Here is a 20,228-nt window from a genome sequence, read left to right on the forward strand (position 1 = left end):
AAGCTCCATAGAACCTCGACCCGCACGTCAGATCGGTGGACGAGTCTTGTTGGTATGAAACACCTTTCGACGATCACCCTCGCCGGCGCCGCCGTGCTCGCACTCACGCTCACAGCATGCGGAAGCGACGACAGCAGCCACTCCGCGGGGCACGGATCGATGATGTCCTCGGCCGCGTCACCGGCGACTGCAGCCGGCAGGCAAGGTGACATCAGGTTCGCGCAGCAGATGATCCCGCACCACCGCCAGGCGGTGCAGATGGCCGACATGGCGCTCAACCGGCAGGGCGTCTCGGCCGACGTCACCCGCCTCGCGGCCGCCATCAAGAAGGCACAGGATCCCGAGATCAACACGATGACCGGGTGGCTGAAGTCGTGGGGCGCGACCGTGCCGACCGGCGGCGATCACTCGGGCCACGACATGAGCAGCATGAGCGGCATGAGCGGCACGGGCGACATGACCGGAATGATGTCGCAGCAGGACATGGACATGCTCGGCAAGGCGACAGGCCCGGCGTTCGACCGGATGTGGCTGACGATGATGGTCAAGCACCACCAAGGCGCGGTCACGATGTCGTCCGACGTCAAGAAGACCACCGACAACCCGGAGGTCAGCAGCCTTGCCGACTCGATCATCAAGGCTCAGAACGCCGAGATCCGCACGATGCAGGACTTGCTGAAGACCCCCGCGGCCTGAGCTCTTGCGGATGGATCCGACCAGCAGGCAACCACCTTCGTGACCTAGGCAGCCAGTCGCGCCTTGCGCTTGTCGTAGGCCCAGCCCGGCCCGCGCAGCAGGTACGACCAACGGTCGCCCCAGGTGTCAGCGCTCGCGACGTCCTTGAACATCTCGACCCATTCGTGGCTCGCGATGCGCAGCGGGTTGAAGGTGTCGATGTCGGTGGTGAGTCCGTAGACGGGCTGCGCGTTCTCGGCCTCGAAGGTGCCGAACAGCTTGTCCCAGACGATGAGGATGCTCCCGTGGTTGCGGTCGAGGTATTCGCTGTTGGTGCCGTGGTGCACGCGGTGGTGCGACGGGGTGTTGAGCACCCGTTCGAGCAGACCGATCGAACGCACCGCCTCGGTGTGGATCCAGAACTGGTAGATCAGGTTGATCGCGCGCGCGTTCATGATGTGGCTCGGGCGCACGCCCACCAGGGCGAGCAGGCTGTACGGCACCTAGAGGGTGATCGTCTCGCCCCAAGGCTGCCGTAGCGCGGTCGACAGGTTGTAGCGCTCGCTCGAGTGATGCACCTCGTGCATCGCCCACATCCACCGCACCTCGTGGTCGAAGCGGTGGTTTCAGTAGTAGATGAAGTCCCACCCGAGCACGGCCAGCGTCGCGACGACGGCGCTGTCGCCGAGGTCGAGCGGGCTGACGTCGAACAGCTTCTGACCGGTCGTGCGCGCGCCCCATTCGGTGGCGACGACGAGTGCCGTCGATGCCACCGCAACGGCGCCGATCGCACCGGTGATGCGGTGCAGCACGGGTTTCACCGGAGGTGCGTCCGTCGTGGGTGCCGGCTGCTGGAGGGCACGGGTGTCCCAGTCGGCCACGCCGGCCTCGCCGAAGTCGTCGCTGCGCAGTTTGCGGACGACGTCGCCCGCGCGGGTGCCGGGCGCGACGGGATGCTTTCTCTGCCAGGCGTATTCGGCAGCCATCGCCCCGATGAAACCCGGGATGGCGAGCACGGTCAGGTCCAGCTTCATGCGTCCGTCCTCAGTCGTTGGTTCGCAAGCCGGACACCCGCGGCAACGGGCGCAGCTTGAACATCAGGATGCCGAGGTACTTGGCCAGCACGGCCTGCTTGTGCGGGTAGCGCTGCGCGACCTCCGCGGACAGCTGCGGTTCGACGGTCGTTTCGATCCACAGCTCCGCGGCGCTGAACGTGTTGAGCAGGTCGGACATCGTGTACGGACGCTTGGTCAGCGTGACGTTCTCGTCCCAGTTCGCGTGTCGGTCGGCGAAGCTCTCGGTGGCGAAGTACTCCTGCCCGAGGGAGGTGCCGTTCTGTTCGGCCCGCTCGATCGCGTATCGGACGGGCTGGGTGCGAGTCAGCAGGATGAAGCCGGCGTCGGTGAGCATCGAGGCGGCCACCCGTAGCGCGTGCACCGGATCGGTGGCGTAGCCGAACGACTGCAGGAACAGGACGCGATCGAATCGCCGGCCGGTCATGCCCGGCAGCACCGACAGGTCGGACAGGTCGCCCTGGATGAACTCAACACCCGGCGGCGGCGCGATGAAGTTGCCGCTGATGTCTACGCCGACGCACGCGGCGGCGCCCTCGTCGGCCAGCTGCGCGACCTTCGCGCCGTTGCCGCAGCCGGCGTCGAGCACCGCCAGACCGGTCACGTCGCCGAGCAACTCGCGCTGCGCCGGCCACTCGACGAGTCGATCGAGCGAGTCCTCGCGGGCCCGGGCCTGCTCGAACCCGGTGGAGAGCTGCTCCCACGTCCGGCTCGAGTCGCCTGAATCGGCGGTGCTGTGAGTCATCGCCACATCATGTCGGACGCGGTTCAGCTGGCCGAGCCTCACGTTCGTTCAGGCTCCGACCTCGTCGAGGTCAGCCTTCGTCATGACCGAGATCGTGGTCAGTCCGATGTCGCCGAGCACGTTCTGCGCGGGCTCGGAGCGGTCGATCGCGCAGACCACCGTGTGGACGGTTGCACCGAGCTCGCGCAGCGCAACTGCGGCGTTTCGAGCGGCTCCACCGGTGGTGACGATGTCCTCGATCAACGTGACGGTGCGGCCGCTGAAGTCGCCGCCCTCGGCCAGCTTGCAGGTGCCGTACGTCTTGGCCTCCTTCCGGACGAACACCGCGGGCAGCCCTGTCAGGGAGCTGATCATCGTCGCGATCGGAACTCCGCCCAACTCCAACCCGCCCAGCACCTGCGTGTCGGCGGGAAGGAGCGGCACCATCGCCTCGGCGACCCGACGCAGCAGGTGAGGGTCGCCCTCGAATCGGTACTTGTCGAAGTACTCGTCGGTGACGATTCCGCTGCGCAGGGTGAAGGTCCCACGAATTCGGCAGGTGGCGTCGATGTCGGCTGCGAGGGTTCGGACGTCGTTAGGCATGTCTTGATCATCCGGCACGGCGCCTGGGCTCACGCTTTCCAGCGCCGGCTCGGCGGGCCTCGGCCGTTGGACGCGATGACCACCACTCGTCCTGAGATCGTCTGCCTCTGCGGATCGGCGAGGTTCGCGAGCGAGATGCGCGCCGCGAGTCGTGACCTGAGCCTCCGGGGAGCCATCGTGCTCGCGCCGGTCGAGATGGACGAGGTGCCTGGCCCGGAACAGAAGGATCTGCTGGATGCCCTGCACCGGCACAAGATCGACCTGGCCGACAGGGTCTTGATCGTCAATCCCGGCGGGTATGTCGGCGAGTCGACTCGCGATGAGATTGCGTACGCCGAGGCCGCCGGCAAGCTTGTCAGCTACACGGAGCCGGACTGACGACGCCGGACGAGCGGACCGCGGGATGGGTACCTGCCCTGGTACCCAAGTGAGGGGCTGATCGCGCAGTTCTCGAGGGAATCAGCGCTCTGACCTGCACAAACGCCTTCGGACGGAGGCACGGTGAAGGCACTAAGGCCATTGATGTCGAGATGCAGCGAACTTTGATCAAACGGCGATTCGATCAAAGTGGGGCCTCGTTTGGCTCTCATTGGGCATTGCGATTGCACAGATTGGACACTTGTCCGGTGTGAGAACTGTTCTCATCGTGGTCACGTTGCAGCATTCATGCAGGTCAACGAGTCGACGCATTCGCGTGGTCGAGTTATGTACCACGAGGTGTATTGGGCTCCTCTGTCCGAATGCACCGTGGTCCCAACGGGTTTGCGTTGCCATCGCGCCATGTCGAGGGCGTCGACGACCAGCTCGGTGCGCAGGTGGTCAGCGATGGACCAGCCCACGCAGCGGCGGGAATGCACGTCGATCACCGCCGCGCAGTAGACCCATCCCTCGCTGGTGCGGTGCTGGGTGATGTCGGTGACCCACAACCTGTTCGGGGCGTCCGCGACGAACTTGCGTTGCACGTGGTCCTCGAACACCGCCTCGGAGCGTTTCGCGTGCCGCCACCTGCGGCGGTGCACACCCTGCAGCCCGTGGACCCGCATGAGCCGTTCCACGCGTTGCCGGCCGCAGCGGCGGTCCTGACTGAGGGTGAGCTCAGCATGGACGCGACGGACCCCGTACGTGCCACGGGCATCAGCGTGGACGGCGATGATCGCGTCGAGCAGGTGCGCGTCCTCAAGGTCACGGCTGCTCGGGCCACGGGTACGCCACTCGTAGTAGCCCGAGGTGGAGACCTTCAACACCCGGCACGTCACCGCCACAGGCAAGCCCTGAGCGGCGAGTTCGTGGACGAACCGGAACCCCATTTTGGGAGCACGTTCTCCCGCGCGAAGTACGCCGAGGCCCGCTTGAGGATCTCGATCTCCATCGCCTGGACTCGAGTCTCCCGGCGCAGCCGGACCAGCTCGGCCCGCTCGTCTTTGGTCAGGCCGTGGCCGGCGTCGATATCGGCTTGGTCCATCCACCGCCTCAGGCATGACTCACTGATCGAGAGGTCCTTGGCGATCTGGGCGATTGGCTTCTCCCTCAAACGCGCTAACTCCACGGCGCGCTGCCGGAACTCCGGCGACTTCGGTGCAGGCATCTCCTGTACTCCTTCCCGAGAGGATCATCCCCTCAAGATCGGTGCCCGGAAACCTCAGGACAGGTCATTGCCGAGTCAGGCCGTGCGGCTGCGGAGGGGAGGCGATCCCCGGAGTCGAGTCTTGAATATTGGCTAACGCCCGGGGAGTGGGAGGGTGAGTATGAGGCGTGTGCCTTCTCCCTGGCCGTCACTGTTGGCGGAGATGCTTCCATGGTGGGCGTCGATGAGAGCTTTGCTGATGGTCAGCCCGATGCCTGAACCTGTGCGGTCGCGGGTGCGGGCGGCGTCACCTCGATAGAACCGTTCGAAGGCGTGCTCGAGTTGTTCGGGGGTCATTCCGTCGCCGTCGTCGATCACGGAGATTGCCGCTTCTTCACCTTGGCGGTTGGCCGCCAGGATGACGGTTCCTCCTGGGGGGGGTGTGGCGGAGTGCACTGGTGAGGAGATTGGTGAGGACCTGTCCGATGCGGTTTCGATCGACGTGGACATCGAGCCCTGTGGCGGTTGGTGGCTCGACGACGAGGTTGATCCCCTTGGCGGCAAAGGCGTCAGGCATGCCCTCGTGGGCCGGCCAGAGAAGATCCCTGACGTGGTGTGGGCGGAGGTCGAGCGCGAGTCGGCCCTCCTCGGCTGGCGCGCCTCGTCGATGTCGTCGGCGAGGCGCGCCAGCCGGCGGGTTTGCTCCTCCAGCGCCTCGCGAGATTCTGGCCCGAGGGCGGCCATGCCGTCGTGGAGCCCTTCGTGGTAAGCGCTCAGGGTCGCAATCGGTGTGCGGAGTTCATGGGCGAGGTCTGACAGCATCCGTCGACGGGTGTCCTCGATTCCTTCGAGCCTGCTGGCCATCGTGTTGAACGCGGTTGCGAAGGTCTCCAGTTCGGTGCCTGAGGCGCTGGTCGGCACGCGCGTGGAGTAGTGCCCACGGGTGAGTTCCATTGCAGCAGTGGTCACCTGTTCGAGAGGGCGGCGGAGCCGTCGGGTGAGGAACCATGTCACCGCACCGGCAGCGAGCAGCGAGATCAGAAGACCGACCCCGACGGAGATCAAGGACGCTTCGCGGTAGGCCGTCTCGATATGGACGAGCTCAGGCGAGTTCTGTTGGTGGCCGGACTCGACGAGGTGCTGGTGGAAGATGGGTGGGCCGATCATGGCGGCGACCAGGCCGACAGTGAGGGCACCGGCGACCAGCACGATGGCCTGTCCAGCCAGGAGGCGGGTCGCCAGCCCAGCGCTGTTGGTGCGCGCTGGCGCCATCACCCTTGTCCCATCCGATAGCCCACGCCTCGGACCGTGGTGATGTATCTGCCAGTTTCGGGGTCGTCGCCGAGTTTGCGGCGCAGGTGAGCAACGTGAACATCGACGAGGTGCTCGTCGCCAACCCAGTCCGGTCCCCAGATGTCGTCAATGAGCTGGCGCCGGGAGAACGCCATCGACGGACGGCGCGCCAGAGCCATGAGCAGGTCACCGTTCGGTGGGGGTGAGGGCCACCTCGACGTCGCCCAGGTGCACACGCTGGCCGTCCGCGTCGACACGTAGTGCACCGAACACCCTGGTCGGTTCACTACGGGCGGTCCCGGAGGCGGTGGTGGATCCGGTGCGGGGTCGTCGCAGTACCGCTTGGACTCGTGCGACCAGTTCGCGGACGCTGAACGGTTTGGTGATGTAGTCGTCCGCGCCGACGGACAACCCGATGAGGGTGTCGATCTCGTCCTTTCGGGCGGTGACGACGATGACGTAGCAGTCGGTGAAGGTGCGGAGCTGACGGCACACTTCGATGCCGTCCAGCCCGGGGAGGCCCAAGTCCAGGATCACGACATCGGGTGCTAGATCACGCGCGGCTTGGACGCCGTCTGGGCCGGTGTGGACCACACTGGAGTCGAAGCCAGCGCGGGAGACGTAGGCGGCGATCATTCCGGCCAGCGTTGTTTCGTCCTCGATGATCAGGACTCGAGCGCCCGGTGGTGGTGTCGTGCTCACCCTGACAGTGTCCCTGCCCGCCGCCCACGCCACGACCTCTCTGACGGTGCCGGGGTAGATCTTCGTCAAACCTCAACCTCGCCGCGGTCCGGTCTTGAGGGTCGAGTTGCACTGTGGATCGTGACGGTGCAGCGCGCCACGACGACGGGAAGGGAGGGCGCTCATGATGTGGGGCAACGGGACCGGGATGGGCTGGTGGATGTGGCTCGTGATGGGCGGCGGCGCCCTCGCCTTCTGGGTCGTCATTGTGCTGGTGATCCGGGCCCTGCTCCCGGCCGCGCGCGTCAGGCAGGAATCGGCCCGACCGGATCCGCTCACTCTCCTCAAGGAGAGCCTGGCCCGCGGCGAGGTGAGCCTGGAGGAGTACGAACAACGCCGCCGCCTCATCGTCGATGGCCACTGACAGCGACCACCCAATGAAAGGCATCATGACTTCGCCCCTGCTCTCCCGCCGCAACGTCCTCCTCGGCGGGCTCGGCCTGGCCTCGACCGCAACGTTGGCCGCCTGCACCTCCAGTTCGTCAGGGACGGGGGTTATGCCGTCGCGCACCTTCGGCCCCCCGACGCCAGTCTCCCCCTCACCGGGACAGAAGGTGCTCGAGAAGACGTTGACCGCCCGACCGGTCAGCCTTGACCTGGGCGGGCGGACGGTGGCGACGTGGGCCTACGACGGTGCGCTTCCCGGCCCGTTGGTGCGAGCGACCGCAGGTGACTTCCTGCGCCTCACGCTCGACAACCAGCTCCCCGCAGACACCACGATCCACTGGCACGGCATCCGACTGCCAAACGCCGCCGACGGCGTCCCCGGCCTCACCCAGGATCCGGTCAAGACCGGCGGCAAGTTCGTGTACGAGTTCACCGCCCCGGATCCGGGAACCTACTTCTTCCACCCCCACGTCGGGGTCCAACTCGACCGCGGCCTGTACGCCCCAATGATCATCGACGACCCCACCGACCCCGGCCGCTACGACGCCGAATGGGTTGTGGTTCTGGACGACTGGATCGATGGCACCGGCACCACCCCCGACGAGGTGTTCAAGAAGCTGATCGCCGACGGTGGCCCCGCCAACGGAGGCGGCATGGGCGGAATGGGTGGCATGGACCACGGCTCGATGAGTCGGATGTCGATGGGGACCGGACCCTGGGGTGACGCCGGCGACGTCACCTATCCGCTGTTCTTGATCAACGGCAAACCCCCGACCGACCCGGACGTGCTGGCCGCCAAGCCGGGCCAGAAGGTGCGGCTGCGGGTCATCAACGCGGCTTCCGACACCATCTTCACCGTGGCCCTTGGTGGGCACCGGCTCACCATCACCCACAGTGACGGGCACGCGGTCGAGCCCACCGAGGTGGGCGCCTTCTACATCGGGATGGGCGAGCGGTACGACGCCATCGTCACCCTCGCTGACGGCGCCTTCCCCCTTGTGGCCCGACCGTTCGGCAAGACCAGCGGCGGCCAGGCCATGGCCGTGGTCCGTACCGGCGCCGGCGCTGCTCCTCCGGTTGCCGCTGACCCCAGCGAGTTGGCTGGCCAGGTCCTCATCGGCTCACAGTTGCGCCCGACCGAAGCAGCCAAGCTGCCGGGCAAGGAGCCGGACGCCACCGTCGACCTGGCCCTGCAAGGCTCGATGAAGCCCTACCAGTGGGGCATGAACGGCGCCAAGTACGGCGAGAACGAGCCACTGACCGTCAGGGCTGGGCGACGGCTGCGGATCAACGCCACCAACATGACGATGATGACCCACCCGCTGCACCTGCACGGGCACACTTTCGCCCTGCCCTCGGGGCTGCGCAAGGACACCGTGCTGATGGCGCCCATGCAGTCCTTCGCGATCGACCTCGACGCCGACAACGCCGGCGACTGGATGATCCACTGCCACAACATCTACCACGCAGAAGCGGGCATGATGATCGCCCTGGAGTACCGCTGATGATCACCACCACCCGACGCCGCGTCCTCGTCGCAGGGGGCGTACTCGTGACCACGACGATTCTGGCCGCGTGTGGCGCCACGACCACACCCACCGGCAATACGACGTCCATCGCGACCCCCACCGTGGCCGGAGGAGGGTCAACCTCCACCGCATCAGCAGCCAACCAACCGCCGGTCGCGATCACCCACATCCACGCTGTCGCCCGCGACCCCAAGACCGGTGACCTACTCCTGGCCACCCACGAGGGACTCTTCCGCCACGCCAACGGCGAACTCCTACAGAACGGACCGGTCATCGACCTGATGGGTTTCACCGTCGCCCCGGACGGCACCTACTACGCCTCAGGGCACCCCGGCGCAGGCGTCGACCTGCCCCAGCCGGTCGGGCTCATCACCTCCACCGACTCCGGTCGCACGTGGCGCGTCAGCTCTCGAGGCGGAGAGTCCGACTTCCACGCCCTCACCTCAAGCCCAACCAGCGTGGTCGGCTTCGATGGCACTCTTCGCAGCACCACCGACGGCGAGACCTGGACCACCCGCACCATCCCGGCTGCCCCCCGCACCTTGGCCGCGTCACCGCAAACCGGAGCACTACTCGCCACCACCGAAACCGGGCTCCTCCACAGCACCGACGACGGCCGCTCCTGGAAGGGCCTGACCCCACCCGCGACGGCCCTGCTCGCTGCGTGGGCCGACGAGCAAACCATCGTGATCGCCACCACTAACGGCCAGATCGCGACCAGCAACGACACCGGAGCGACCTGGACCCTGCAACCCAAGCGCATCGGAGCTCCACAGGCCCTGTTCGCCCAACGCGGCACCGACGGCCAGATCGAAACCATCCTCGTCGCCGACGGCGCAGTACTGCGCACCGCCGACGGGGGCGCCACCGTCGAGAAGCTCTTGTGAAGCCCGCATAGACCTAGACCAGATCTTCACCGAACCACGACCCGAGGGCCACATCGACCTCGCAGGCCGAAAGCACCCGGGGACAGCCCCGAGCACCGCAACCGAGACCAAGGGAGCAGCCATGCAACAGCAGAACACCCCGAACCCGACCTACGCACCCCTCACCCCACCCGCCGAGCCGACCTCCACCGAGTCATCCCCCACTGAGCCCGGTCGCCGCAGCGGCCACCACTGGCTGATGTGGCTATGTGCGTGCCCATGCTGCTGCTCGTGGGCACCTTGATCACGACCGGCCGGCTCGGCGCCGGCGGCCTGCTCTACGCAATGGGCTGCCTGCTCATGATGGGCGTGATGATGGCCTGGATGAACCACGGCACCAACCACGAGCACAAGCCGTGAGAACCCCAACCGCCCCACGACCCAGCATCAGGGAATACCCCTAGGGGGTATGTTTGTTGGGAGGGTGTCACCTACAGAAGAGGCCAGACCTGATGAACTCCACCCAGACGTATGCCGTCACTGGAATGACCTGTGGCCACTGCGAGAGCAGCGTCCGCGACAAGGTCTCCGCACTGCCAGGCGTGCAAGCCTGACCGTCAGCGCCGCCACCGGCGAACTGATCATCACTACTAGTGGTCACGTCTCCGACGACGCTGTCGTCAGCGCCGTCGTCGAGGCGGCTACACCGCCCGCCGCAACTGACCCACGCCTAGCTGTACTGACCCGCCAGGTTGGGTACGCGGTCTGCAGGTGTGGCGCCTTTGAGTGCGGTGTGGCCGCGGTCGTGATTGTAGGTGTGGAGGAAGTTGGGGAAGGCCGCGACGCGTTCGCTCTCGCTGGAGTAGGGGCGGGCGTAGGCCCATTCCTCTTGCAGGGTGCGGTTGAACCGCTCGACCTTGCCGTTGGTTTGCGGCCGGTAGGGGCGGGTCCACTTGTGCTTGATCCCGTGCTCGGCCAACAGGTCCCGGAACATCCGCGAGCGGTAGCAGGCCCCGTTGTCGGTCATCACCCGCTGGGTGGTGATGCCGACGGAGTTGAAGTGCTCTAGGGCGCGGGCCATGAACGCTGTCGCAGTCTCCCTCTTCTCATCGGTCAGGATCTCGGAGTAGGTGTAGCGCGAGTGGTCATCGACCGCATGGTGCAAGAACGCGTACCCCAGGTTCGGGCGGCCGTGGACCTTGCGTGGCCGGCCTTGTTCCCGGTGAGCGCTGGAGTTGCGCCCGCCCTGTGCTCGTCCGTGGATGCGATGCCCTCCGCCGTCGGGGATGCGGCCCAGCTTCTTGATGTCGACGTGGACCAGGTCCCCGGGCGCTTCGCGTTCGTAGCGCACGATCTGCCGTCGCTTCGCGCGGACCGGGGCCCCGGTTGCCGGGTCGGTCCAGGACAGGCGCAGGCACCCGTAGCGGGACAGGATCCGCTGGACCGTAGAGACGTTCAAGCCCAGGTGGTACGCGATCCGTGCTTGTACGCACGAGTAACTTTACATAACTGTTGCCGCGCCCATTGCCACTCCTCTGACCTGCAGCAACATCGAGACCGTTTGTCAGTGAGAACAGTTCTCACGTCGAACAAGCGTCCAGATTGTGCAATTTCGATCCCGGAAGAGTGCTGAACACAGCCCCGACTTTGATCGAACGGCAGTTTGACCAATGTTCGCTGCATCTCGACAATTGAGCCAACTCAGGTCAGAAGTTCGTCGCCATGTCCTTGAACCGCGAGTAGTGCCCCTGGAACGCAACGGTGATGGTGTCGGTCGGGCCGTTACGGTGCTTGGCCACGATGATGTCGGCCTCACCGACGCGCTCCGACTCCTTGTTCTGCTGGTCTTCGCGGTGCAGCAGCATCACCATGTCGGCGTCCTGCTCGATTGATCCAGATTCGCGAAGGTCACTCATCTGCGGACGCTTGTCGGTGCGCTGCTCAGGACCACGGTTCAGCTGCGAGATCGCAATCACCGGCACCTCGAGTTCCTTCGCGAGCAGCTTCAGCGCACGCGAGAACTCGGACACCTCCTGCTGGCGCGACTCGACCTTCTTGCCCGACGTCATCAGCTGCAGATAGTCGATGACGACGAGCTTGAGGTTGTGGCGCTCCTTGAGCCGGCGGCACTTCGAGCGGATCTCCATCAGCGACATGTTCGGCGAGTCGTCGATGAACAGCGGTGCGTCGGAGATGCGGCCCATCGTCTTCGCCAGCTTGGCCCAGTCTTCGTCGCGCATCGTGCCCTTGCGCATGTGCTGCAACTGGATCTCGGCCTCCGCCGACAGCAGACGCATCGAGATCTCGACCTTGCTCATCTCCAGACTGAAGACGACCGAGGTCATGTTGTTCTTGATCGACGCCGCGCGCGCGATGTCGAGTCCGATCGTCGAGTTGTGCGTCGGGATCATCGAGCGACTCGCGAGGTAGAGGTGCGATCCGTTGTCGACCTGCACGCAACGCACCGGCACCGATTCGACCGGGCGCACGTCGACGATGAACTGCGAGTCACGACGCTCGAAGGAGCGCTGACGAATCTCCTTGTGCAACAACCGCTTTCGATCGAGCCGGAACATGTCGTCGTTGCTCGAGAAGGTCAGAGTGTGAGCGATCGAGCTTGCCTCCGATCGACCGTGCACCGCCTTTCGCGACACCCCACAGCGGTAGCCCAGCGACACCACGAGCTCGCGGACGTCGGCAGCCAGCCGCTCCGAGGTCGACGTGAACTGCACGCACCCGCCCGAGGTGACGGTGCCGTCGGTGTCGAGCAGGCCCGCCAGCAACTCGCGTCGCTGCCACTCACTCGCCCGCAGGTACGACCCGGGGATGTGCTTGTCGCCGAGCACGCCGAGGCCGCGAAGCAGGCCACGCACCGTGCCGTGCTCGAGATGGCAGGTCCGGCAACGCCGCATCCCCGACGACGGCCTTCCGCAATCGGGGCAGACCGGAGGAACGGTCTTCGCCGAGACAGTCTTCGCCCGGCCGCCGCAGCTGCGTCCACACGTCTTCACTTGCGCAGTCTGCGGGACGAACTCCGCACCGCACACGACGCAGACTCGCGCCGAGATCGGCTCGACCGGCAGCTTCAGCGAGTAACGCATCCTGCCGGACGTGGCCTCGACGACCAGCCCCTCACCGCGCAACAACTCCACCATCTGGTCGTCGGCTGTCGTTATCTGCGCCGCGGCCGACGAACCGTCACCGAGCCATGCACCGAGCACGTAGGGCGACAACGGAAGGTCGGCAAGCTCACCGGCCAGCGGTGCGCTCAACCGGACACTGTGATTGCGGCGGGCGTCAGCCGTGTCGCAGCGCTGGGTTTCGAAGATCTCGACGGTGGTGCGCACCTCGGGGCCGACCTTCGCGGCCGCGCCACGCTTGCGGGCTTCCTGCTGCGCGCGGCGACTGGCGCGGGTGTCGGTGAGCCACTGGTGCTGCGCGTCGGCGGTGATGACGGTGCCGTCGGTGAACTCCACCTCGAAACACGGACGGTCGAGCATGACCCCGGTGGCCGCGACGACGCGCGTCGGCAGACCGTCTTCACCGATCAGCTCGTCGCCGACCTGCACCTCGCCCATCGTCGTCCAGCCGGTGGGCGTGGGCAGCGGGGTGTCGAGAGCGAGCGCCTTTCCGACGGCGGGCCTCGCCGCGATGACAATCATCTGCCCCGGGTGCAGACCGTTGGTGAGCGTGTCGAGCTCCTGAAACCCGGTGGGCACACCGGTCATCTGGCCGCCGTGCGACGACGCCGCCTCGATCTCGTCGGCGGTCATCTCGACCACCTCACCGAGACGCACGTAGTCTTCGGTGTCTTTGCCGGCGGTGACGCCGAAGATCTCGGCCTGGGCCGCATTGATGACGTCGACGACGTCGCCCCCGCCGTCGGACTGCCCCATCTGGACGATGCGCGTGCCGGCCTCGACGAGGCGGCGCAGCACCGCACGCTCGGCGACGATCTGCGCGTAGTAACCGGCGTTGGCCGCGGTGGGCACCGACTGGATCAGCTCGTGCAGGTAGGGCTGGCCACCGATGCGCTGCAGTTCGCCACGCTTGGCGAGCTCGTCGGCGACGGTGATCGCGTCGGCCGGCTCACCGCGTCCGTAGAGGTCGATGACCGCTTCGTAGATCATCTCGTGGGCCGGGAAGTAGAAGTCGCGCCCGTTGACCGCCTCGGCGGCGTCGGCGATCGCGTCCTTGCTGATCAGCATGCCGCCGATCACCGACTGCTCGGCGTGCCGGTCTTGCGGGGGCACCAGCCCGGGCGCGGTCTCGCCGCCACCCCCGGAGTAACCGGAGTTGCCCTGCTCGCCGTACGCCGGATTCAGATCGTCCACAACCGCCCGCTTCCCCTGGCTCGACCTTCGTGATCAACAGTTCAACAGCGACCACCGACAGCCTCGCCACTTGACTGACGAAGCACCGTACGACGCCCACGAGCGACGCGCCAAACAGGCCGCATCCGACCATGTGAGCAACCTGGGGAGAATGTGTGCGGTCCGCTGTGGACCGTTCCTCACAGGCTGTGGAATGTGCTGTGGAAAAGCTGCAGGAAACGTCCTGACCTGCGGGAACAACCTTCGTTCACCCGTCCAAGATCCGAGACCCCGCCCGCCGACAGGTGAACCGCCGAGACGTCCGGCCCTCGCGACGTCCGGGAGATGGCACGTGCCTTAATCACAGAACCAGGTCACAAAAAAGTTTCGGCCCGCACGACCGGATAGCTGGTCGTGCGGGCCGAAGCCGGATGGGCTGAGGTCAGCCGTTGGTGCTGGTCACCGAGACGCCGCTGACGTAGCTCGTGCCGCGCTCCACCGAGTTCGGCAGGGCCGCGGACAGCCAGGTGTTGCAGTTGAGCAGACCGAAGTGCAGGTGCGGCCCGCTGGAGTTGCCGGTGTTGCCCGAGGTGGCGATGCGCTGCCCCTGGGCGACCGGCTGGCCGGCCGCCACCTGGTAGCCGGACAGGTGGAAGTACACCTGGCACAGCCCCGAGGCGTCCTTGATCAGCACGTAGTTGCCGCCGCCGGCATTGGTCCAGCCGGTGTCGACGACAGTGCCGCTACGGGACGCGACCACCGAGGTGCCGATCGGCATCCCGAAGTCGATGCCGTACCGGTTGTACGCGGTGTGATGCGAGTACACCCCGTTCGGTCCCTGAGTGATCCGGTAGGTCGAGCCCTTCGCGAACGGCATCCGGTACGGCGCGTTCGGGTCACCCACCGCGGGTTGGGTGGGGGTCGTACCACCAGTCGTGGTGCCACCGGTCGTGGTGCCACCAGTTCCACCAGTGCCACCGACACCCACACAGGCCCCGCCGAGCGCGCGCCAGGTGGCGCTGTCGATCACACCGGTCGCGGGCAGACCCTTGCCGGCCTGGACGGTCTTCACCCGGGCCAACGTCGCCGGGCCGAAGTGACCGTCGACCGCCAGGCCACCGAGCTGCTGCTGGGCCGTGCGCACCAGCGACCCGCTGCTGCCGTAACGCAGCGTGGTCACCTGGCAGGGCTGGGTGTTCGTCGACGGGAAGCCGCCGAGGGCCTGCCAGGTCGCCGGACCCACCTTGCCGTCGACGTACAACCGGTGGGAGGTCTGGAAGGCCTTCACCCGCGCCAGGGTCGCCGGGCCGAAGTGACCGTCGACCGCCAGGCCGCCGATGCGGGTCTGCATCGTCTTGACGAGGTCACCGGTCGACCCGTAGGTCAGCCAGACCACGTCCGCCGGGGCGGTGGTGGTCGCGGCCCGAACCGCCGTGGTGGTCGGGGCAGCAGACGGTGCCGCGGCCGGAGCAGCGGTCACCGTGGCGGCGTCCGCGGACGGCGCCAACGCGGTGGAGGCACCGGCCGGCACGGAGACGGCGACACCCATCCCCGCCATCAGGCGAGGGGAGGTGACGACACCGGCGGCCGGGTTCGGACGACGCTTGAGGTGACGAGGCGCGGGGGAAGTGCGGAGCAACGTGGACGACCTTTCGGGTACGCGCGTGGACGGAGAGAACCTGGGTCAGCCGGTGTACCGGCCGTAACCGGACGGCGTGTTGTAGATCGGCTGGATGCGGACGACCTGGCCGGGGTATGGAGCGGCGAGCATCGTGCCCTCCGAGATCCAGATGCCCATGTGGTAGGCCGGGGTGCCGAAGAAGACGAGGTCACCCGGCTGCGGGGTGGTCACCGGGGTGAAGAAGCGCTGCTGCGCGCTGGCGACCCGCGGGATGGTGATGCCGAGCTTGGCGAACGTGTACTGGGTCAGACCCGAGCAGTCGAACCCGCCGGCCGGGGTGGCCCCGCCCCAGACGTACGGCACGCCGAGGTACTGCTTCGCTTGTGCGATGATCCGCTGGCCGAGGGTGCCGTTGGTCGGCACGTCCGGGGTGTCAGGCGTGTCGGGGGTCGTCGTCACGTCGCATGGGTAGCCGCCGGCGGCGGTCCAGGTGGCGGTGTCGACGACACCGGTGACCGGCAGGCCCTTGCTGCTCTGCAGGGCGCGGACGGCGGCGAGCGTCGCCGGGCCGAAGTCTCCGTCGGCGGCGACGTTGCCACCCAACCGGCGCTGCAGCGCAGTGACCAGCGCGCCGTTCGAGCCGTACCGGAGGGTGGTCACCTCACAAGCCGGCGGACGCGTGGTCGGCGGCTCGGTGGTCGTGGTGCCGGTGCCCGGGTAGCCGCCGAGCGCCTGCCAGGTGGTCGGGCCGACCTGGCCGTCGACGGGCAGGCCCTTCTGGGTCTGGAACGCGCGCACGGCCGCGAGGGTCGCCGGGCCGAAGCTGCCGTCCTGGGTGATGCCGAGACGCTGCTGCAGCGTCTTGACCAGCGCACCGGTCGAGCCGTACCGCAGCCAGACGACGTTGGTGTCGGTCGTGGTGCCGCCCGTCGTCCCATCGGTCGTTCCACCCGTGGTGCCGCCGGTCGTTCCACCGGTCGTGGTGCCCGGGAAACCACCGAGGGCCTGCCAGGTCGCGGGGCCGACGACTCCGTCGACCAGCAGGCGCTTCTGCGCCTGGAACGTGCGCACGGCCGCGAGGGTCGCCGAGCCGAAGCTGCCGTCCTGGGCGATGCCCAGACGCTGCTGCAGCGTCTTCACCAGCGCACCCGTCGAGCCGTACTTCAAACTCACGACGGTCGGTGCCGGGGTGGTGCGGACGGTGCTCGCCACGCTGGTGGTCTGCACGGGCGTCGCTGCCTTGACCGGAGCGACAGCGGCACCCGCGGGAGCGGTGAGCGTGCTGGCCGCGGTCACCGGCAGGGTGAGCGCCGCACCGCCGAAGACGACCGCTTTACGTGCCGTGACCGCGGGAGCGATCTTGGCGACGAGGTTGGGGCGCTGCTTCTGGTGCCGAGGCGTGGTGATCCTCATCGGTCCCTCTCGAAACGTCGTTCTCGTGGCGTGTCTCGGTCAGCCCCGACCCCGCTGTCACGGGGGCGGACGACGTCTCCGGACCGGGCCGAGGACGAGCTGCCGCAAGGACTATGCCCGCTGTCGGTTCTCTGTGGTAGCCGTGAGTGGTGTAAATCGGCGTGTCAGTTCTTGCCCATGTGGCTTTTGTGGCGTATGTGACGAACGGGACGAAGCGTGCCTTGCGGGTCAGAAGTACTGTTTGCCGCGGAATCGCGCGGGATTTCGGCGTGCCCGTAACACTCCGCTCGAAAATCGCTATCGAACGACACGCCGAACCACGAATTTCTTGTAGTTTTCTCAAATTTTGAGATGAACCCTCATCCACCCCGTGGGCACGGGCTCGGCACAGCTGGCGCAACGGGCCACAGCAGCGCCCTCAGTGCGCCCTCCAACTGCACTGTCCGACACCAAGACTGGACACCAGACCGTCCGCAGGAAGGCCCAGGCGCCCCGCCGGAGCTCGGCGGGGCCCTTCGGTTGGTCAACCGTCCAGCTGAAACATTTCGGCGTGTCTGTTCCGATGCAGAACTCCTGGACCGCGACGCGTGTTAGCGGCCGCGGCACACTGCCACAGACAGCGACGACCCGCCCCACACCGTCGAGCGGTGTGGGGCGGTTCGAGAGACTGCCGAAGGGCAGGACCGATCAGAAGCGGCCGTAGCTCTTGTAGCCGTAGATCTTCTTGGTGACGATCACGGTGCCAGGCATGCGAGCCGAGACCTCGTAGCCGTTACCGGCGTAGATCGACACGTGGTAGGCCGGGAAGCCGGAGAAGACCAGGTCACCCGGCTGCGGGGTGTACACGCGGCGAGCAGCGGACTGCTGGGCGCTGGCGGTACGCGGGATGTTGATACCGGCCTTGCGGTAGACGTACTGGGTGAAGCCCGAGCAGTCGAAGCCGCGGGGGGTGGTGCCACCCCAGACGTAGGGCACACCGTGGTACTGCTGCGCGATGCGCACGATCGACGAGCTGCTCGCGGTGCGGACGGTGCTGCGCGAGGTCGACGCGGCCGACATGCCCGGGACGCCGCCGAGGGCGCGCCAGGTGGCGTCGTTCGCCCACCCGGTGACGGCGAGGCCCTTGCGCCACTGGAACGAACGCAGGGTGGCCAGCGTCTTGGGACCGAACTGACGGTCCTTCGCGATGCTGTAGCCGGCGCGCTGCAGGCGGTACTGGAGCAGCTCAACGTAGTAGCCGGTGGACCCGTAGGCGACGTTCCAGCCCGCGGTCTTGACCGGGGCGGCCTTCACCGGGGCGGCAACGGCGGCCGGCGCCGGAGCGGCGGAAGCAGATTCGGCCAGAGCGACCGGGACAACAGTGGCGGTCGCGGCGGCGACAGCGAGACCACGGCGGCCCACGACGTTGGAGACGAGGCTGGGCTCGTGCTTGAGATGACGCGGCTTGTAGGAACCCATTGCGGGGATAACCCTTCGGCACTTGACGATGAGGACAATGCAACCGATCCGGATGGATCGATTGCGGTACTGCTGGCTGCTCGGCTACCCCCAAGTGAGCGAACTGCCCGGACCAGAGTGCCCGAAAATCGCTTCGGTTCCGAACCGGAGGCAAAGTTTTCGCAAAGTGGCCCCACAGGTGGCCCTGCCCGCCACGGTTGTCGGGCTAGCCCCACCCCGGAGGAGGTGCCGTGACCATTCCGTGATTATCCGCGCCATTGCAGGGAAGAACGGACTTCGGCCAAACCCCGCGTGCGGAGTCTGTTGACGGGTTCACTACCCATCCACATTTCGAGATTTGCTAGGTCCGAAATATGGACACCGGCGTGGCCGGAGCCCTCCTCGGGGGTCGATCGGGCCCTCGGACACCCCGTCTGATACCGGTCGGTAGGCCCCACCGGCCACCCATTTCACTCCAGCCCATCCTGTCTGTCCGTCCGCGCACAGCGAGCTCCTCGGCAACGGCTCCCGACCGGAGGTCGCGCACCATCGTTCGACGGCCCTCCTACGGTGGTGCCCATGCCAGAACGCGGACCCGACACCACCTCCGACCAGGCGCCCGCCATGCCACACTCCGACGCGCGGCAGATCCTGCGCCTCGCCGTCCCCGCGTTCCTCACCCTCATCGCCGAGCCGCTCTTCCTGCTCACCGACAGCGCGATCGTCGGCCACCTCGGCACCACCTCACTCGCCGCGCTCGGTGTCGCCTCGGCCGTACTTCTCACTGCGGCAGGCGTGTTCGTGTTCCTTGCCTATGCGACCACGTCGGTCGTCGCCCGCCGGACGGGCGCCGGGCGACGCGCCGCCGCGCTCGAGGCCGGCGTCGACGGACTCTGGCTCTCACTGGTGCTCGGCCTTCCGACGGCCGGCCTCGTCGCCGCGTTCGCCGGCCCGCTCACCCGACTGATGGGCGCCACCGGCGAGGTCGTCGACCCCGCCACCACCTACTTGCGGATCGCGGCGGCCGGCATCCCGTCACTGCTCATGGTGTCGGCCGCGACCGGAGTGCTGCGCGGCCTCCAGGACACCCGCACCCCGCTGATCGTCGCGACCGCGGGCTTCGGCGCGAACGCGCTGCTCAACTACCTGCTGGTTTATCCCGCGGGCCTCGGCATCGCCGGCTCCGCGATCGGAACCGTTGTCGCACAGACGGGTACGGCGCTGGTGCTCGCGGCGTTCGTCGTCCGGAAGGCCCGTGAGGCGGGCGCCCGACTCGCCTTCCACCCCGGCGACGTGCTCGCCGCCGCACGCACCGGCGGCCCGCTGCTGGTGCGTACCATCGCCCTGCGCGCCGCGTTCCTGCTCACGACCTGGGTGGCGGCCTCGCTCGGGGTGGTCACCCTCGCCGCGCACCAGGTGGCGATGAACGTCTTCAGCCTGCTGGCCTTCGCGCTCGACGCCCTCGCGATCGCGGCACAGGCCCTCATCGGCACGGGCCTCGGCGCCGGCGACTCCCAATACGCCCGCCGCGCAACCGGTCTGATGACCCGCTGGGGCTGGATCGGCGGGCTGGTCCTCGGCATCATCACCGCGCTCACCGCCTGGATCCTGCCGCCGCTGTTCTCCCAGGACGACGCGGTGCGCTCGAGCCTCACCGTCGCACTGCTCGTGCTGGCCGTGACCCAACCGATCTCCGGTGCGGTGTTCGTGCTCGACGGCGTGCTCATGGGCGCCGGTGACAACAAGGCCCTCGCCTGGTTGAGCATCGGCACCCTGGTCGCCTATGCACCCGTGTTGCTGGTGCTGCGCGCCCACGGCGACGAGTTCAGCGAGCACGCCGCGATCGGGCTGCTCTGGGCCTCGCTCGGGTGGTTCATGGTGGCCCGCTGGATCGCGCTGCGCTGGCGCTCGCGCGGGGACGCCTGGCTGGTCACCGGCGCCTGACCGCCGTCCGCAGGTTTTCGACGACGGGCTCGACCACCGGGTGCG

General features: G+C 67.3%; 18 protein-coding genes and 3 pseudogenes. 8 read left to right on the forward strand and 13 right to left on the reverse strand.

Annotated elements, in window-relative coordinates:
• Nucleotides 1-54 precede the first annotated feature (54 nt).
• Nucleotides 55-696 carry a DUF305 domain-containing protein gene (locus DFJ65_RS01590; protein WP_115921506.1) on the forward strand — a complete coding sequence of 214 codons (642 nt, stop codon included), beginning with the start codon at nucleotides 55-57 and terminating at the stop codon, nucleotides 694-696.
• 44 nt (nucleotides 697-740) lie between these two features.
• Here DFJ65_RS01590 and DFJ65_RS17640 read toward each other — a convergent pair.
• From DFJ65_RS17640 to DFJ65_RS01605, 4 genes and pseudogenes are all read right to left on the reverse strand, one after another.
• A pseudogene (locus DFJ65_RS17640) lies at nucleotides 741-1,286 on the reverse strand (sterol desaturase family protein); the annotation flags it as partial.
• A 15-nt stretch (nucleotides 1,287-1,301) separates the two neighbouring features.
• Complete coding sequence (locus tag DFJ65_RS17650) at nucleotides 1,302-1,709, reverse strand: hypothetical protein (protein ID WP_211308338.1); 408 nt, start codon at nucleotides 1,707-1,709, stop codon at nucleotides 1,302-1,304.
• A 10-nt stretch (nucleotides 1,710-1,719) separates the two neighbouring features.
• Entirely contained in the window at nucleotides 1,720-2,493 is a 774-nt protein-coding gene (locus DFJ65_RS01600) for a class I SAM-dependent methyltransferase (protein ID WP_115921507.1), read from the reverse strand.
• 48 nt (nucleotides 2,494-2,541) lie between these two features.
• Complete coding sequence (locus DFJ65_RS01605; protein ID WP_115921508.1) at nucleotides 2,542-3,075, reverse strand: orotate phosphoribosyltransferase; 534 nt, start codon at nucleotides 3,073-3,075, stop codon at nucleotides 2,542-2,544.
• Nucleotides 3,076-3,150: 75 nt separating this feature from the next.
• Between DFJ65_RS01605 and DFJ65_RS01610 the strand changes: the two genes are divergently transcribed.
• Nucleotides 3,151-3,453, forward strand: coding sequence for a hypothetical protein (locus tag DFJ65_RS01610; protein WP_115924042.1), 303 nt, complete (start codon nucleotides 3,151-3,153; stop codon nucleotides 3,451-3,453).
• 272 nt (nucleotides 3,454-3,725) lie between these two features.
• Here DFJ65_RS01610 and DFJ65_RS01615 read toward each other — a convergent pair whose 3' ends face one another.
• The 4 genes and pseudogenes from DFJ65_RS01615 to DFJ65_RS01630 all read right to left on the reverse strand — a co-directional run bounded on the left by DFJ65_RS01615 (nucleotide 3,726) and on the right by DFJ65_RS01630 (nucleotide 6,568).
• Nucleotides 3,726-4,331 (reverse strand): IS3 family transposase, encoded by a 606-nt coding sequence (locus DFJ65_RS01615; protein ID WP_245949915.1) that lies wholly within the window; start codon nucleotides 4,329-4,331, stop codon nucleotides 3,726-3,728.
• A complete protein-coding gene (locus DFJ65_RS01620) occupies nucleotides 4,328-4,660 on the reverse strand; it encodes a transposase (protein ID WP_115921510.1) in 333 nt (110 codons plus the stop codon). Before DFJ65_RS01620 ends, DFJ65_RS01615 begins: the two co-directional genes overlap by 4 nt.
• A gap of 132 nt (nucleotides 4,661-4,792) precedes the next feature.
• On the reverse strand, nucleotides 4,793-5,911 hold the full coding sequence (locus tag DFJ65_RS01625; protein ID WP_342767486.1) for a sensor histidine kinase: 1,119 nt from the start codon (nucleotides 5,909-5,911) through the stop codon (nucleotides 4,793-4,795).
• Nucleotides 5,911-6,568, reverse strand: a pseudogene (locus tag DFJ65_RS01630) (winged helix-turn-helix domain-containing protein). Before DFJ65_RS01630 ends, DFJ65_RS01625 begins: the two are co-directional and overlap by 1 nt.
• A gap of 229 nt (nucleotides 6,569-6,797) precedes the next feature.
• On the opposite strand from DFJ65_RS01630, the gene DFJ65_RS01635 reads away from it, so the two are divergent.
• The 5 genes from DFJ65_RS01635 (at nucleotide 6,798) to DFJ65_RS18310 (ending at nucleotide 10,069) form a co-directional block, all read left to right on the forward strand.
• Complete coding sequence (locus DFJ65_RS01635) at nucleotides 6,798-7,037, forward strand: SHOCT domain-containing protein (RefSeq protein WP_115921511.1); 240 nt, start codon at nucleotides 6,798-6,800, stop codon at nucleotides 7,035-7,037.
• 25 nt (nucleotides 7,038-7,062) lie between these two features.
• The gene (locus DFJ65_RS01640; protein WP_170143955.1) at nucleotides 7,063-8,565 is read left to right on the forward strand and encodes a multicopper oxidase family protein; all 1,503 of its coding nucleotides are present in this window, start codon (nucleotides 7,063-7,065) and stop codon (nucleotides 8,563-8,565) included.
• Entirely contained in the window at nucleotides 8,565-9,476 is a 912-nt protein-coding gene (locus tag DFJ65_RS01645) for a F510_1955 family glycosylhydrolase (RefSeq protein WP_115921513.1), read from the forward strand. Before DFJ65_RS01640 ends, DFJ65_RS01645 begins: the two co-directional genes overlap by 1 nt.
• A 258-nt stretch (nucleotides 9,477-9,734) precedes the next feature.
• The gene (locus tag DFJ65_RS17910) at nucleotides 9,735-9,875 is read left to right on the forward strand and encodes a hypothetical protein (RefSeq protein ID WP_245949917.1); all 141 of its coding nucleotides are present in this window, start codon (nucleotides 9,735-9,737) and stop codon (nucleotides 9,873-9,875) included.
• Between the two features lie 125 nt (nucleotides 9,876-10,000).
• Nucleotides 10,001-10,069: a cation transporter gene (locus DFJ65_RS18310; protein WP_341352647.1), complete on the forward strand. Its 69-nt coding sequence runs from the start codon at nucleotides 10,001-10,003 to the stop codon at nucleotides 10,067-10,069.
• A gap of 116 nt (nucleotides 10,070-10,185) precedes the next feature.
• Here the strand turns inward: DFJ65_RS18310 and DFJ65_RS01660 are convergent.
• From DFJ65_RS01660 to DFJ65_RS01680, 5 genes and pseudogenes are all read right to left on the reverse strand, one after another.
• Nucleotides 10,186-10,935, reverse strand: a pseudogene (locus DFJ65_RS01660) (IS481 family transposase); the annotation flags it as partial.
• A 226-nt stretch (nucleotides 10,936-11,161) separates the two neighbouring features.
• Nucleotides 11,162-13,789: a replicative DNA helicase gene (gene dnaB, locus DFJ65_RS01665; protein ID WP_425452943.1), complete on the reverse strand. Its 2,628-nt coding sequence runs from the start codon at nucleotides 13,787-13,789 to the stop codon at nucleotides 11,162-11,164.
• Nucleotides 13,790-14,210: 421 nt separating this feature from the next.
• Nucleotides 14,211-15,407 carry a peptidoglycan DD-metalloendopeptidase family protein gene (locus DFJ65_RS01670; protein ID WP_147301273.1) on the reverse strand — a complete coding sequence of 399 codons (1,197 nt, stop codon included), beginning with the start codon at nucleotides 15,405-15,407 and terminating at the stop codon, nucleotides 14,211-14,213.
• A 45-nt stretch (nucleotides 15,408-15,452) separates the two neighbouring features.
• Nucleotides 15,453-16,802, reverse strand: coding sequence for a C40 family peptidase (locus tag DFJ65_RS17660; RefSeq protein ID WP_115921517.1), 1,350 nt, complete (start codon nucleotides 16,800-16,802; stop codon nucleotides 15,453-15,455).
• A 687-nt stretch (nucleotides 16,803-17,489) separates the two neighbouring features.
• Nucleotides 17,490-18,260: a C40 family peptidase gene (locus DFJ65_RS01680; RefSeq protein WP_115921518.1), complete on the reverse strand. Its 771-nt coding sequence runs from the start codon at nucleotides 18,258-18,260 to the stop codon at nucleotides 17,490-17,492.
• A gap of 558 nt (nucleotides 18,261-18,818) precedes the next feature.
• On the opposite strand from DFJ65_RS01680, the gene DFJ65_RS01685 reads away from it, so the two are divergent.
• On the forward strand, nucleotides 18,819-20,183 hold the full coding sequence (locus DFJ65_RS01685; RefSeq protein WP_245949919.1) for an MATE family efflux transporter: 1,365 nt from the start codon (nucleotides 18,819-18,821) through the stop codon (nucleotides 20,181-20,183).
• The last annotated feature ends 45 nt before the right edge of the window (nucleotides 20,184-20,228 follow it).

Origin of the sequence: Calidifontibacter indicus (genome assembly GCF_003386865.1) — a bacterium.
GTDB lineage: Bacteria > Actinomycetota > Actinomycetes > Actinomycetales > Dermatophilaceae > Yimella > Yimella indica.